14 protein-coding genes are annotated in these 13,503 nt (G+C 72.0%); 13 read left to right on the forward strand and 1 reads right to left on the reverse strand.

Annotated features, from left to right (window positions below; all coding sequences use genetic code 11):
- Positions 1 to 17: 17 nt before the first annotated feature.
- The 13 genes from ACGFYQ_RS23210 (at position 18) to ACGFYQ_RS23270 (ending at position 12,276) form a co-directional block, all read left to right on the forward strand.
- Positions 18 to 425: an NADH-quinone oxidoreductase subunit A gene (locus tag ACGFYQ_RS23210; protein ID WP_393746813.1), complete on the forward strand. Its 408-nt coding sequence runs from the start codon at positions 18 to 20 to the stop codon at positions 423 to 425.
- Positions 416 to 1,009, forward strand: coding sequence for an NADH-quinone oxidoreductase subunit B (locus ACGFYQ_RS23215; RefSeq protein WP_393746815.1), 594 nt, complete (start codon positions 416 to 418; stop codon positions 1,007 to 1,009). The genes ACGFYQ_RS23210 and ACGFYQ_RS23215 overlap by 10 nt, the downstream gene beginning before the upstream one ends.
- Positions 1,010 to 1,041: 32 nt before the next feature.
- The gene (locus ACGFYQ_RS23220) at positions 1,042 to 2,418 is read left to right on the forward strand and encodes an NADH-quinone oxidoreductase subunit C (RefSeq protein WP_393747132.1); all 1,377 of its coding nucleotides are present in this window, start codon (positions 1,042 to 1,044) and stop codon (positions 2,416 to 2,418) included.
- A complete protein-coding gene (locus ACGFYQ_RS23225; RefSeq protein ID WP_393746817.1) occupies positions 2,415 to 3,383 on the forward strand; it encodes an NADH-quinone oxidoreductase subunit H in 969 nt (322 codons plus the stop codon). Before ACGFYQ_RS23220 ends, ACGFYQ_RS23225 begins: the two co-directional genes overlap by 4 nt.
- On the forward strand, positions 3,383 to 4,009 hold the full coding sequence (locus ACGFYQ_RS23230; RefSeq protein ID WP_393746819.1) for a NuoI/complex I 23 kDa subunit family protein: 627 nt from the start codon (positions 3,383 to 3,385) through the stop codon (positions 4,007 to 4,009). Before ACGFYQ_RS23225 ends, ACGFYQ_RS23230 begins: the two co-directional genes overlap by 1 nt.
- Positions 4,009 to 4,620: an NADH-quinone oxidoreductase subunit J gene (locus tag ACGFYQ_RS23235; RefSeq protein ID WP_393746821.1), complete on the forward strand. Its 612-nt coding sequence runs from the start codon at positions 4,009 to 4,011 to the stop codon at positions 4,618 to 4,620. Before ACGFYQ_RS23230 ends, ACGFYQ_RS23235 begins: the two co-directional genes overlap by 1 nt.
- Positions 4,620 to 4,967, forward strand: coding sequence for an NADH-quinone oxidoreductase subunit NuoK (gene nuoK, locus ACGFYQ_RS23240; protein ID WP_030298116.1), 348 nt, complete (start codon positions 4,620 to 4,622; stop codon positions 4,965 to 4,967). The genes ACGFYQ_RS23235 and nuoK overlap by 1 nt, the downstream gene beginning before the upstream one ends.
- Positions 4,964 to 6,964: an NADH-quinone oxidoreductase subunit L gene (locus ACGFYQ_RS23245; RefSeq protein ID WP_393746824.1), complete on the forward strand. Its 2,001-nt coding sequence runs from the start codon at positions 4,964 to 4,966 to the stop codon at positions 6,962 to 6,964. The genes nuoK and ACGFYQ_RS23245 overlap by 4 nt, the downstream gene beginning before the upstream one ends.
- Positions 6,965 to 7,002: 38 nt before the next feature.
- Positions 7,003 to 8,556: a NuoM family protein gene (locus ACGFYQ_RS23250; protein ID WP_393747134.1), complete on the forward strand. Its 1,554-nt coding sequence runs from the start codon at positions 7,003 to 7,005 to the stop codon at positions 8,554 to 8,556.
- Positions 8,553 to 10,085, forward strand: coding sequence for an NADH-quinone oxidoreductase subunit N (locus tag ACGFYQ_RS23255; protein ID WP_393746826.1), 1,533 nt, complete (start codon positions 8,553 to 8,555; stop codon positions 10,083 to 10,085). The genes ACGFYQ_RS23250 and ACGFYQ_RS23255 overlap by 4 nt, the downstream gene beginning before the upstream one ends.
- Before the next feature lie 172 nt (positions 10,086 to 10,257).
- Positions 10,258 to 11,121: a zinc metalloprotease HtpX gene (htpX, locus tag ACGFYQ_RS23260; RefSeq protein ID WP_393746828.1), complete on the forward strand. Its 864-nt coding sequence runs from the start codon at positions 10,258 to 10,260 to the stop codon at positions 11,119 to 11,121.
- Positions 11,118 to 11,510 carry a YccF domain-containing protein gene (locus tag ACGFYQ_RS23265; RefSeq protein ID WP_393746830.1) on the forward strand — a complete coding sequence of 131 codons (393 nt, stop codon included), beginning with the start codon at positions 11,118 to 11,120 and terminating at the stop codon, positions 11,508 to 11,510. The genes htpX and ACGFYQ_RS23265 overlap by 4 nt, the downstream gene beginning before the upstream one ends.
- 442 nt (positions 11,511 to 11,952) lie before the next feature.
- Positions 11,953 to 12,276: an SMI1/KNR4 family protein gene (locus ACGFYQ_RS23270; protein WP_393746832.1), complete on the forward strand. Its 324-nt coding sequence runs from the start codon at positions 11,953 to 11,955 to the stop codon at positions 12,274 to 12,276.
- Here ACGFYQ_RS23270 and ACGFYQ_RS23275 read toward each other — a convergent pair.
- On the reverse strand, positions 12,260 to 13,495 hold the full coding sequence (locus tag ACGFYQ_RS23275) for an APC family permease (RefSeq protein WP_393746834.1): 1,236 nt from the start codon (positions 13,493 to 13,495) through the stop codon (positions 12,260 to 12,262). The genes ACGFYQ_RS23270 and ACGFYQ_RS23275 overlap by 17 nt on opposite strands.
- Positions 13,496 to 13,503 lie beyond the last annotated feature (8 nt).

Consider the following 13,503-nt stretch of genomic DNA (forward strand, 5'->3'; position numbering starts at 1 on the left):
AGGAGCGAGGAACGGACGTGCCCGAACCAACGGTATCGACCGTAACCGTGCTCGCGGCGGACTACTTCCGGAGTTATTCGGTCGTCGGCCTGCTGGCGCTGCTCGGTGTGCTCTTCGTGGCCGTGGCCTTCGGTGCCGGCCGCCTGCTGCGGCCCGTGGTCCCGACCCACGAGAAGCTGCTGACCTACGAGTGCGGTGTGGACCCGGTCGGCGAGGGCTGGGCGCACACCCAGGTCCGCTACTACGTCTACGCGTTCCTCTACGTCATCTTCGCCGTCGACTCGATCTTCCTGTTCCCATGGGCGACGGTGTTCGCCGCCGCCGGTTACGGCGCCACGACGCTGGTGGAGATGTTCATCTTCCTGGGCTTCCTGGCCGTCGGCCTGCTCTATGCGTACAAGAAGGGCGTCCTCGAATGGACGTGACACCGGCTGTGACACAGACCGAGAGTGTGATGCTCCCGGAGCCCAAGCGCCTGGGAGTGCTCTCCCGCCTCGCCCCGGAACCGATGAAGGTGGTCCTGAACTGGGGCCGCCGGTACAGCCTGTGGGTCTTCAACTTCGGCCTCGCCTGCTGCGCGATCGAGTTCATCGCCGCGTCGATGGCCCGCCACGACTTCATCCGCCTCGGCGTCATCCCCTTCGCGCCCGGGCCCCGGCAGGCCGACCTGATGATCGTCTCGGGCACGGTCACGGACAAGATGGCACCGGCCGTGAAGCGGCTCTACGAGCAGATGCCGGAGCCGAAGTACGTCATCTCCTTCGGCGCCTGCTCCAACTGCGGTGGCCCGTACTGGGACTCGTACTCCGTGACGAAGGGCGTCGACCAGATCATCCCGGTCGACGTCTACGTGCCCGGCTGCCCGCCCCGCCCGGAGGCCCTGCTCCAGGGCATCCTCAAGCTCCAGGAGAAGATCGCCCGCGAGTCGCTGGCGGACCGCTACGCATCGGGTCCGTCCGTGGCCCAGCTGACGAGCGGCCTGGTCACACCCCCTGGGGCCGGCGCGTGAACCTCTACGACTCCCTTCCCGACGCGGCGCCGATGGTCTTCGGCGAAGAAGCCGTGGGCTCGTCCTCGTACGACGTCCTGACGGTGGACGTCCCGGTCGGCTCCTGGATCTCCTCCCTGGAGATCGCCCGGGACAAGCTGGGCTGCACGTACTTCGACTGGCTGAGCGCGGTGGACGAGCCGGGCACCGGCTTCCGGATCTGCGCGCACGTCGTCTCTCTGGAGAACCACCGCGTACGCCGCCTGCTGCTGCGCACCACCGTCCCGCACTCCGCGCCCTCCCTGCCCTCGGCGGTCGCCGTGTACGCGGGCGCGGAATGGCACGAGCGCGAGACCTTCGAGATGTTCGGGGTCGTCTTCACCGACCATCCGCACCTGGTCCACCTCCTCCTCCCGGAGGACTTCGAGGGCCACCCGCTGCGCAAGGACTTCGTCCTGGCCGCACGCGTCGCCAAGGCCTGGCCCGGCGCCAAGGAGCCGGGCGAGGCCCACGATCCGGACGCCCCCAAGCGCCGCCAGATGCTCCCGCCGGGCGTCCCGGACCCCAACGACTGGGGCCCGATGAAGGGCCAGCTCCCGCCGGCCCCCGCCCGCCCGGCCCGCACCCCGCGCGCCGCCGGCGCGGCGGGCGCCCCCGCCCGCACCCCCCGCGAGGGCGCCCCCGCCCGCCGCACCCGCTCGGTCACGGACGGCTCGGCCACCCAGCCGACACCCACCCCGTCGACGGACACCCCGACGGCGGAGACCCAGCCCCGCCCTGCCCGCCGCACCCGCTCGACCACGGACGGCTCGGCCAGCCAAACCACGCCGACGCCCCCGACCACTCCGACCGCGCCGGGAGCCCCCGCGACCCCGGCTGCGCCGGCGACCCCGGCCACCCCGGCAGCCCCGGCAGCCCTGGGAACCCCGGGAGCCCCGGCGACGCCGGCTGCGCCGGGAACCCCGGGCACCCCGGCCGCCGCGCCGGAAGCCGAAGCCGAGGGCCCCCGCCCCGCCCGCCGTACCCGCTCCGCGGCCGACGGCTCGGCGAGCCAGGCTGCGCCGGGAGCCCCGGCTGCTCCGCAAACGCCGGAAGCCCCGGCCGTGCCGGAAACCCCGGCCGCGCCGGAAGCCGAAGCCGAGGGCCCCCGCCCTGCCCGCCGTACCCGCTCCGCGGCCGATGGCTCGGCGAGCCAGGCCACCGCGCCGGAGGCGGCCCGGCGCCCGGCCCCCCGCAGCGCGGACGCGCCCTGGCACAACCCGAAGCCCGCCTTCGAGGAGCCCCCGGCGAAGCCGGATGCGTCCGGGCGGCAGGCCGAGGCCTCGGACGGTGAGTCCCCGGCACCCCCGCCGGAGGCGGGCGGCGGCCAGCCTGACCAGACCCCGGACACCACCCCGGACCCCACCCCTGACAACGGAGGCGACGCGTGAACGACGTCCTCGACGTCGCCCTGCGGCTGATCGTCGTCTTCGCCGTCTTCCTCGTGCTCCCGCTCGTAGTCGGGCAGACCGAGCACAAGGTGATGGCTCACATGCAGGGCCGCCTCGGCCCCATGTACGCCGGCGGCTTCCACGGCTGGGCCCAGCTCGTCGCCGACGGCGTGAAGTTCGCGCAGAAGGAAGACATCGTCCCGGCCAACGCCGACCGCCGGATCTTCCAGCTCGCCCCCGCCGTCGCCCTGCTCCCGTACCTCCTCGTCCTCATCGCCATCCCGATCGGCCCGGGCGAGGGCGCGATCGGCCAGGTCATCGACGCCGGCATCTTCTACGTGCTCGCCGTCATGGGCGTCGGAGTCCTCGGCTCGCTCATGGCCGGCTGGGCCTCCGCCAACAAGTTCTCCATGCTCGGCGGCCTGCGCACCGCCGCCCAGCTGCTCGCCTACGAGCTGCCCATGCTGCTCGCCGCCGCCTCGGTGGCCATGGCGGCCGGGACGGTCTCCCTCACCGGCATCGTCGAGAGCTTCCAGTGGTGGTGGCTGCCCTGGCAGATCGTCGGCGCGCTCGTCTTCTTCACCGCCGGCCTCGCCGAACTCCAGCGGCCCCCCTTCGACATGCCCGTCGCCGACTCCGAGATCATCTTCGGCGCGTACACCGAGTACACCGGCCTGCGCTTCGCGCTGTTCCTGCTCGCCGAGTACGCCGGCATCGTCGTCCTCTGCGCCCTCACCACCGTCCTCTTCCTCGGCGGCTGGCAGGGACCCTTCGGCGCCGACGGTCTCGGCTGGGTCTGGACCCTGCTCAAGACCGCGATCCTCGCCTTCGTCGTGATCTGGCTCCGCGTGAGCTACCCGCGCCTGCGCGAGGACCAGCTCCAGAAGCTCGCCTGGACCACACTCATCCCGCTCGCGCTCGCCCAGATCGCGCTCACCGGCATCGTGAAGGTGGCGATGAACTGATGCCCATCCCCGGATCCGGCCTCGCCAAGGGCCTTGCCGTGACGCTGCGCACGATGACGAAGCGCTCGCACACCGCCCAGTACCCCGAGGTCCAGCCCCAGCTCCCGCCGCGCAGCCGCGGGGTCATCGGCCTGTTCGAGGAGAACTGCACGGTCTGCATGCTGTGCGCCCGTGAGTGCCCCGACTGGTGCATCTACATCGACTCCCACAAGGAGACGGTCCCGGCGTCCACCCCCGGTGGCCGTGAGCGCAGCCGCAACGTCCTCGACCGCTTCGCCATCGACTTCTCCCTCTGTATGTACTGCGGCATCTGCATCGAGGTGTGCCCCTTCGACGCCCTCTTCTGGTCGCCGGAGTTCGAGTACGCGGAGACCGACATCCACGACCTGACCCACGAGCGCGACAAGCTCCGCGAGTGGATGTGGACCGTCCCGGCCCCGCCCGCCCTGGACCCGGCCGCCGAGGAACCCAAGGAGATCGCCGCCGCCCGCAAGGCCGTGGAGAAGGCCGAGGCCGCCGCGGCAGCAGCCGCCGCCGAAGCCGCCCAGGCCGAAGCCGCAGCGGCCACGCCCACCGAGCCCGGCACCCCCGGCCCCGGTACCGACCCGGCGGGAGGCACCGCCTGATGCTCACCGCCCACCTCGCGGCCGCCGCCCCAGGCGCGGGTTTCCTCTCCCCGGTCGGCGTCGAGATCGCCTTCGTCCTCGTCGGCCTCGCCACCCTCGGCGCGGCCCTCGTCACGGTCACCACCAAGCAACTGGTGCACGCCGCCCTCTGGCTGGTCGTCGCGCTCGGCGGCATCGCCGTCGAGTACCTGCTGCTGACCGCCGAGTTCATCGCCTGGGTCCAGGTCCTGATCTACCTCGGCTCCGTGGTCGTCCTCCTCCTCTTCGGGCTGATGCTCACCAAGGCGCCCATCGGCCGCTCCCCGGACGCCGACTCCGGCAACCGCTGGGTCGCGGCCGGCGTCGCCGGCGTCGCGGCCGTCGCACTCGTCTGGGTCGTCGTCGACGCCTTCCGGACGGCCTGGATCGACCTCGACGGCCCCGTCCAGGGCTCGACCAAGGTCTCCGGCGAGATCCTCTTCCAGCACTGGGTGCTGCCCTTCGAAGCGCTCTCCGTCCTCCTCCTCGCAGCCCTGATCGGCGCCATCGTGCTGTCCCGCAAGGACAGCCCCGTTGAAGACAACGCCGCCGCCGGACGGGCCGGCACCGGCGACAAGAAGGGGCAGCGCTGATGCACCTCGCCTACCCCGCGGTGCTCGCGGCGCTGCTCTTCTGCACGGGCCTGTACGGAGTGCTCGCCCGCCGCAACGCCATCCTGGTCCTGATGTCCGTCGAGCTGATGCTCAACGCCGTCAACCTCAACCTGGTGGCCTTCGACGTCTGGCTGCGCGACACCCTGCACGCCGGCCAGGCCCTCACCCTCTTCACCATCGCCATCGCCGCCGCCGAGATCGGCATCGGCCTCGCGATCGTGCTGATGGTGTACCGCAACCGCGGCACCTCGGACGTCGACCGGCTCCGCGACACCGCCGAGGGCCACGAGCCCGCCCCGAACAACCAGAGCGAGGTCACCGCGTGAGCACCACGACCCTCGCCGTCCTGGTCCCCCTCCTGCCCTTCCTGGGCGCGGTCGCGGGACTTCTCTTCGGCCGCACCGCCCCCGGATTCGTCCGGCCCCTCGCCATCCTGCCGACGCTGGGCGCGGCCGTACTGGCCGTGGTCGTCGCCATCCGGCAGGGCGGCGGCGCGCCGATCAGCACCGCGACCGAGCTGACCCCGACCGGCTCGGTACCGATCGACCTCTCGCTCTACATCGACGGCTTCGCCGCGCTGGTCGCCGTCCTGGTCGGGGTCGTCGCCACCTGCGTACAGCTCTACTCGACGGCGTACCTCCGCGAGGACCCGCGCTACCCGTCGTATGCCGCTCTGGTCTCACTGTTCACCTCCGCCATGCTGCTCGTCGTCTACTCCGGCGACCTGATGGTGCTGCTGGTCGGCTGGGAGGTCATGGGCATCTGCTCGTACTTCCTGGTCGGCCACTACTGGGAGACCGAGGCGGCCCGCTCCGCCTCCCTGAAGGCCTTCCTCGTCACCAAGCTCGGTGACGTCCCCTTCCTGATCGGCCTGTTCGCGCTCGCCACCGACGCCGGCTCCTTCCAGATCACGAAGATCCTGGGCACCGTCGCCGCGGGCGGGCTCGACCACCCGACGCTGATCGCGCTGCTCCTGCTCGCCGGAGTCGCGGGCAAGTCCGCGCAGTTCCCGCTGCACACCTGGCTCCCGGACGCCATGGCGGGCCCGACCCCGGTCTCCGCGCTGATCCACGCCGCGACGATGGTCGCCGCCGGTGTCTACTTCGTCGCCCGCCTCCTCCCCGTCTTCGCGGCCTCCCAGGCCGCGCTGGTGGTCATGGCCGTCATGGCGGCCGTCACGATGGTCGGCTCCGGCCTCGCCGCCCTGGCCCAGGACGACATCAAGCGGGTGCTCGCCTACTCCACGATCGGCCAGCTCGGCTACATGACCGGCGCCCTGGCCGTCGGCGACCGCGGCGCCGCCGTCTTCCACCTCCTGTCCCACGGCGCCTTCAAGGCGCTCCTGTTCCTCGGCGCGGGCGTGATCATCCACGCCGCCGGTACGAACTCCCTGGCCGCCATGTCCCGTATGGACGGCCTGGCCAAGCGCATTCCCGACGCCTTCTGGACGATGACGATCGCGCTGCTCGCGCTCGCCGCGATCCCGCCGTTCGCCGGCTTCTTCTCCAAGGAAGCCGTCCTCGTCGCCGCCGAGCACACCGCCACCGGCCACTCGGAGTTCGCGCCCAGCAGCGCCGGCTGGGTGGTCCTGGTCGCGGGCGTGCTGACCGCCCTGCTCACCGCCGCCTACGCCACCCGGCTGTGGCTGATGGCCTTCCGCGGCCGGGGCGCCGCCGCCCCCGACCACGGCAAGGAACCCCTCGCCATGACCGGCGTGCTGTGGCTGCTCGCGATCCCCTCGGTCGGCTTCGGCCTCGCGGCGGGCCCCATCGCCGACTGGTTCGACGGCGGGGAACTCACCCCGACCCTGGTCACCTCGATCCTCGGCACGGGCGCCGCGGTCGTCGGCGTGATGGTCACCTACGCCCTCTGGCAGCGCGCCACGGTCAAGGCCGTCGCCGCCGGGTACGGAGCCGGCCTGTCCGCGTCCGTCGCCGCCGCCGAATCAGCCGCCGAGACCCCCGAGGTCGCCGAGGTCACCCACGACCACCCCGCCGTCCCGGCCGGCTCCGCCCCGGACCCCGGCAAGGCGCTCCTCGGACCGCTGCACCGCCACGCGGCCGAGGGCTTCCACCTCGACGCCGTCTACGACCGGCTCTTCGTCCGCCCCGTCCTCGCGGCCGCCGGCCTGGTCCGCTTCCTCGACCGTGAGGTCGTGGACACGTACGTCCGCGGCGCGGGCACCGGCCCCCGGCTGCTCGGCAGCCTCGTACGCCGGGCCCAGACCGGCAACGTGCAGAGCTACCTGAGCGCCCTGCTCGCCGGCGCCGTGGTCCTGGCGATCGCCACCGCCGTCCTCGCCAACGTCAACGCCGGATCGTGAGCCGTGAGTCAGCCGTGATTGATATCAGCCCGTCCGTGATGCAGTTCCTTCTGGCGTTCATCGTGGCCGCACCGCTCCTCGGCGCCGCCGCGGCCCTCCTGCCGCCCCCGCCCGGCCTCAAGGGCCGCGGCCCCGAACAGGCCGTGCTCCGCCACGGTGTGACCGTGACCGGCGTCATCCTCGCCGCGGCGATCGCCCTCACCCTGGGCTTCGACCACGACGCCCCGTCCCGCTTCCAGGCGACGACGGACATCAGCTGGATCCAGGCGCTGAACGTCCGGATCCACCTCGGCATCGACGGCATCTCGCTCCCCCTCCTCCTGATGACCGCGCTGCTGTTCTTCCTCTGCGCGCTCTACAGCTACTTCAAGCTCCCCGAAGGCCCTTCCCCGAAGGCCTTCGTCGCCCTGCTCCTCATCCTCGAATCCGGCACCCTCGCGACCTTCGCCGTACTCGACCTGCTGCTCTTCTTCCTCGCCTTCGAGATGGTCCTCATCCCGATGTACTTCCTCATCGCCCGCTGGGGCGGTGCTCAGCGGCAGGCTGCCGCCTGGAAGTTCATCCTCTACACGCTCCTCGGCTCCGTCGTCATGCTGCTCGGTCTGCTGCTCATCGGACTGAAGAGCGGCACTTTCGACATGGTGGCACTCGCCTCTGACAACGGCCGCGAACTGACCCACACCACCCAGCTCCTGGCCGTCCTCTCCATCGGCATCGGCCTCGCCGTGAAGACCCCGATGTGGCCGCTGCACAGCTGGCTGCCGGACGCGCACACCGCCGCGCCCACCGTCGGCTCCGTCCTGCTGGCCGGCGTCCTGCTCAAGATGGGCACGTACGGATTCGTCCGCATCCTGCTCCCGGTCACCCCCGACGGCATGGCCACCTTCGCCCCCTACCTGGCCGCCTTCGCAGTCGTCGGCATCGTCTACGGATCCCTCGCCTGCCTCGCCCTGGCCCGCAAGGGGAACAAGGGCGACCTCAAGCGCCTCATCGCGTACTCCTCCGTCGGCCACATGGGCTTCGTGCTCCTCGGCATCGCGTCCATGACCCCCACCGGGGTCAACGGCGCGCTCTTCGCCAACATCGCCCACGGCCTGATCACCGGCCTGCTCTTCTTCCTGGTCGGCGCCCTCAAGGACCGCTACGGCACCGCCGACCTCGACACCCTCGCCGGGGCCACCGGCGCCGCCCTCTACGGCCGCGCCCCCCGCATGGGCGCGTTCCTCGCCTTCGCCGCCGTCGCCTCCCTGGGCCTGCCCGGCCTGGCCGGCTTCTGGGGCGAGATGCTGGCGCTCTTCGGCGCCTTCGAGCCCGCCGAGGGGCTGTCCCGCCCGGCCTTCCTCACCTTCATGGCCATCGGAGCGTTCGGCACCCTGCTCACCGCCGCCTACCTCCTGATCGTCGTGCGGCGCGTCTGCATGGGCGACCCGAAGTCCGGCCCCGAGCTCGCCGTCGCGGACATCCAGCGCTACGAGTTCGCCGCCTGGACCCCGCTCGTCGCCCTCACCGTCCTCGCCGGCCTGTGGCCCGCTGTCCTCCTCGGCCTCACCGACCCGGCCGTCCAGAAGCTCCTCGCAGGAGGCAACGCATGACGGCCCAGGCCCTCACGGTCCTCTCCGCCGACACCCCCAGCCTGGTCCAGTCCGTCGACTGGCTCGCCCTCGCACCCGTGGTGATCACCGCCGCCGTCGGCCTGGCCGTCCTGATCGCCGACCTCTTCGTACCCGAGCGCGCCAAGCCCGCCCTCGGCTGGATCTCCGTCGCCGGCCTCGCCGTCGCGACCGCCACCCTGCTGCCGCTGCGCGCGGGCGACCGCACCACCTTCTGCCTCACCGGCGACCCGGCCGCCTGCAGTTACACCGCCGACCACTTCGCGCTCGTCATCCAGTTCCTGGTCCTGGCCGGCGCCCTGGTCACCGCCCTGCTGTCGGTCACCGCCGTCCGCGACACGCGCATGCCCGCAGGCGAGTACTGGTTCCTGCTGCTCTCCTCCGCCGCCGGCGCCGCCCTGCTGCCCGCCTCCCGCGACCTCGCCACTCTGATCGTCGCCCTCGAAGTGGCCTCGCTGCCCGCCTTCGCCCTCGTCGGCATGCGCCGCGGCGACCGCCTCTCCTCGGAGGCCGCCCTCAAGTTCTTCCTCTCCTCCGTCGCCGCCACCGCCGTGTCGCTGATGGGCGTCAGCTTCGTCTACGCCGCCACCGGCTCCCTGCACCTCACCCAGGTCGCCGACCGCCTCCAGGACGTCCCCGGGCAGCTCGACACCCTCGCCATGGTCGGCGTCGCGCTCACCCTCGTCGGCTTCGCCTTCAAGACCGCGGCCGTCCCCTTCCACTTCTGGGTCCCCGACACCTACGTCGGCGCCCCCCTGCCCATCGCCGGCTACCTCTCGGTGATCGGCAAGGCCGTCGGTTTCACCGGCCTCATCCTCGTCACGGTGATCGCCTTCCCGGCGTACTCCGAGATCTGGGGCCCGGCCCTGGCCGTCCTCGCCGCGCTCACCATGACGCTGGGCAACGCCGCCGCCCTGCGCCAGTCCGCGGACCGCCCGAACAGCGCCGTACGGCTGCTCGCCTGGTCCTCGGTCGGCCAGGCCGGCTACCTGCTCGTCCCGATCGCCGCGGCCGCGTACTCCGACCGCGACCAGATCGGCTCCACCGTCGCCTACGCCCTGATGTACGCCGCCGTGAACCTGGGCGCCTTCTCCGTGGCCGCGCTGGTCGCCCGTACCAAGCCGCTCCACCGGATCAGCGACTACCGGGGCCTGTACGCCGAGCGCCCGCTGGCCGCCCTCTCGCTGGCCTTCTTCCTGCTCTGCCTGGCCGGCCTGCCGCCGGGCATCATCGGCCTCTTCGCCAAGGTCATCGTCTTCCGGTCCGCGGTCGACGCGGGCCTGGGCTGGCTGGCCGTCGTCATGGCGATCAACGTCGTCGTCGCCCTCTACTACTACTTGCGCTGGACCGCGCTGCTGTTCCGCATGCCCGAGGGCGCGGCCGAGACCCGTACGACGGCCCCCTGGCCGGTCACCGCGGCCATCGTGCTCACCGCCGTGACCGCCCTGGTCCTCTCGGGCGCCCCGCAGCTGGTCCTGCGCGTCGCGTCGGGCAGCCTCTTCCCGCAATAACCCGTACGGAGCAACGCCTGTCCCTGCCCCGCCGCCCCCGCCACGCGGGCGGCGGGGCAGTCGTGCCCTGGGAACCAGACGCCCTCACCTCGCGTTGACCAGGAAGGGAGGGTCCACTGGACCGTAGGCCCTCGCTCCGGGTCCCCCTGCCGCACCACTTGGAGGGCGTACCGTGCACCGCCGGCACAACGGGCTCAAGACCGCCGTACTCCTCGGCGGGCTGTCCGCACTCATCATCGTCATCGGAAGCTTCTTCGGACGGACCGGCCTGATCGTCGCCGTCCTCATCGCCCTCGGGACGAACGCGTACGCGTACTGGAACAGCGACAAGCTGGCTCTACGCGCGATGCGCGCCCGCCCCGTCAGCGAGTTCGAGGCCCCCGCGCTCTACCGCATGGTGCGCGAGCTCTCCACGTCCGCGCGCCAGCCCATGCCCCGCCTCTACATCTCGCCCACCGAGGCGCCCAACGCCTTCGCCACCGGCCGCAACCCGCGCAACGCCGCGGTCTGCTGCACCGAGGGCATCCTGCGCATACTCGACGAGCGCGAACTGCGCGGAGTCATCGGCCACGAACTCAGCCACGTCTACAACCGCGACATCCTGATCTCGTCCGTCGCCGGAGCCCTCGCCTCGGTGATCATGTTCCTGGTGAACTTCGCCTGGCTGATCCCGGTCGGCCGATCGAACGACGACGAGGGACCGGGCCTCTTCGGCATGCTGCTGATCATGATCCTCGGCCCGCTGGCCGCCGCTGTGATCCAGCTGGCCATCAGCCGCTCCCGTGAGTACGAGGCCGACGCGTCCGGCGCCCAGCTCACCGGGGACCCGCTCGCCCTGGCGAGCGCCCTGCGCAAGCTCGACGCGGGCACCAAGCAGCTCCCGCTGCCCCCGGAACCCCGCCTGGAGACGGCGAGCCACATGATGATCGCCAACCCGTTCCGCCCAGGCGAAGGTCTTTCTAAGATGTTCTCGACACACCCTCCGATGGCCGAGCGCATCGCCCGGCTCGAACAGATGGCAGGCCGCCGACAGTGAAGACCATCCTGAACGTCATCTGGCTCATCCTCAGCGGTATCTGGCTGTTCCTGGGCTACGTCCTCGCCGGGGTGCTGCTCTGCATCACCATCATCGGCATCCCCTTCGGCATCGCCGCCTTCCGCATCGCCGTCTACGCCCTGTGGCCCTTCGGGTACACCACGGTCGAGCGCCGCGACGCGGGCGCCGCCTCCTGCATCGGCAACGTCCTGTGGCTGGTCCTGGCGGGCTGGTGGCTGGCCATCGGCCACATCGTCACCGGCCTCGCGCTGTGCATCACGATCATCGGCATCCCGTTCGGCATCGCCAACTTCAAGATGGTCCCGCTCTCCCTGCTCCCGCTGGGCCGCGAAATCGTCCCCACGGACGCCCCGTTCGCCTCTCGGTGACCGCGTTCGCCCTGTGAGGCGAGGACGAGGACCACGACGACGAGCAGCTATGACGTGACCGTCGGCAAGGATCCCTCGCCGTCTCGGACGCCCTGTGCGGCGGCTTCGGGGTCAAGGGGCCCTTCCCCGCACACCTGCGACGAGCTCGTCGCCTTCCTGCGCTAACGGCGGATCGAGGTCGTCCTCGGCTGAGTTATCCACAGGCTGAGCGGGCTGTCAGTGGGGTGGGTCACCATGAACGCATGAACGAGACCGAGCAGTTGCTGAAGCAAGTCGCAGACCGCGTACGCAACTCCGCGCGCGGGCAGGGAAGGCCCCTGCCCGCGCCGCCGGCCACCGGGGAGATCGCCCACGCCGAGGGCATACTCGGCTTCGCCCTGCCGCCGCTGCTCGCCGCGCTCTACACGCGCGTCGGCGACGGCGGATTCGGCCCGGAGCAGGGGTGCTGCCGCTTCGTCAGGCCGTCGGGACATATGAGGCGCAGCGCGCGTCCGGGTGGCGCTGGCCCGAGGGCGTACTGCCGATAGCCGACTTCGGCTGCGCCGTGTACGCCTGCGTGGACTGCCGCTCCGAGACGGCCCAGGTGCTGCTGTTCGACCCGAATCCAGGGGAGTCCGACCTCGCCTGGTCCATCGACACCCCGAGTCTGGCCGGCTGGCTCCGCGGCTGGCTGGACGGCACCGCCTGGTTCTGCGAGGAGTCCACCCTGGGGGAGGAGCTCGACCTGGAACTGGCTCCCTGGACCGAGTTCAGATCCCGGATCTGAACCGCCGGCGCACACCGTAGGCCAGCGCGCCGACCGCCAGCACCGCCGCCCCCGAGACCGCCGACGCGAGGGGCAGCGCGCAGGCCAGCACCACACAGCCGGACAGCCCGACGGCTGCCACGGCTCGGCCCTTGACACCTGAATCGAGAGTCCACGCGGAGGCGTTCGCGATCGCGTAGTAGGCCAGCACTCCGAAGGAGGAGAAACCGATCGCGCCCCTCAGATCGGCGGTGGCCGCGAGCACCGCCACGACCGCACCCACTGCCAGCTCCGCATGGTGCGGGACGTGATGCCGGGGATGTACGGCGGCCAGCGCACGGGGGAGGTGGCCGTCCCGGGCCATCGCCAAGGCCGTCCGCGAGACCCCGAGGACGAGGGCCAGCAGTGAGCCCAGCGCCGCCAAGGCCGCGCCCACCCGGACGACCGGGGCCAGTCCGGGCCGGCCGGCCGCCCGGACCGCGTCGGCCAGCGGAGCCGTCGACCCCGCCAGCCCGTCGGCGCCGAGCACCGACAGAGCCGCCACCGCCACGGCGGCGTACACCAGCAGCGCGATCCCCAGGGCGAGCGGCACCGCCCGCGGGATCGTCCGCTCCGGGTCGCGCACCTCCTCGCCCAAGGTGGTGATCCGGGCGTAGCCCGCGAAGGCGAAGAACAGCAGCCCGGCCCCCTGCAACAGGCCGACGGCGCCCCAGTCCTCGCCTCCGAGCCGCCCGGCGTCGGCGGCCTCGGAGGACAGGCACACCACGACCACGCCGGCCAGCACGGCCAGGACCGCCGCCACGATCAGCCGGGCCAGCCGGGCGGACTTCTGCACGCCGCCGTAGCTCGCGGCGGTCAGCGCCACCACCGCGGCGACGGCCACGACGTGCTGCTGCCCGGGCCAGACGTACGCGCCGACAGTCAGGGCCATCGCCGCGCAGGAGGCGGTCTTGCCGACCACGAACCCCCAGCCGGCCAGATATCCCCAGAAGGGCCCGAGCCGCTCGCGCCCGTAGACGTACGTGCCGCCGGAGGACGGGTACCGGGCGGCCAGCCGCGCCGAGGAGTGCGCGTTGCAGTAGGCCACCAGGGCCGCCAGAGCGAGGGCAGCGAGGAGCGCGCCGCCCGCCGCGCGTGCCGCCGGGGCGAGGGCGGCGAAGATTCCGGCGCCGACCATTGCGCCGAGCCCGACCACGACCGCGTCGGAGACTCCCAGGCTGCGCTTCAACTCGTTGTCCACGGGGCGGA

Source organism: Streptomyces sp. NPDC048258, assembly GCF_043201995.1.
Lineage (GTDB): Bacteria > Actinomycetota > Actinomycetes > Streptomycetales > Streptomycetaceae > Streptomyces.

Bases quoted from the DNA above. Each gene is read 5' to 3' on its own strand.
- ACGFYQ_RS23235 (WP_393746821.1), top strand. From the start codon at position 4,009: ATGCTCACCGCCCACCTCGCGGCCGCCGCCCCAGGCGCGGGTTTCCTC.
- ACGFYQ_RS23230 (WP_393746819.1), top strand. From the start codon at position 3,383: ATGCCCATCCCCGGATCCGGCCTCGCCAAGGGCCTTGCCGTGACGCTG.
- ACGFYQ_RS23220 (WP_393747132.1), top strand. From the start codon at position 1,042: ATGGTCTTCGGCGAAGAAGCCGTGGGCTCGTCCTCGTACGACGTCCTG.
- ACGFYQ_RS23255 (WP_393746826.1), top strand. From the start codon at position 8,553: ATGACGGCCCAGGCCCTCACGGTCCTCTCCGCCGACACCCCCAGCCTG.
- ACGFYQ_RS23215 (WP_393746815.1), top strand. From the start codon at position 416: ATGGACGTGACACCGGCTGTGACACAGACCGAGAGTGTGATGCTCCCG.
- nuoK (WP_030298116.1), top strand. From the start codon at position 4,620: ATGCACCTCGCCTACCCCGCGGTGCTCGCGGCGCTGCTCTTCTGCACG.
- ACGFYQ_RS23250 (WP_393747134.1), top strand. From the start codon at position 7,003: ATGCAGTTCCTTCTGGCGTTCATCGTGGCCGCACCGCTCCTCGGCGCC.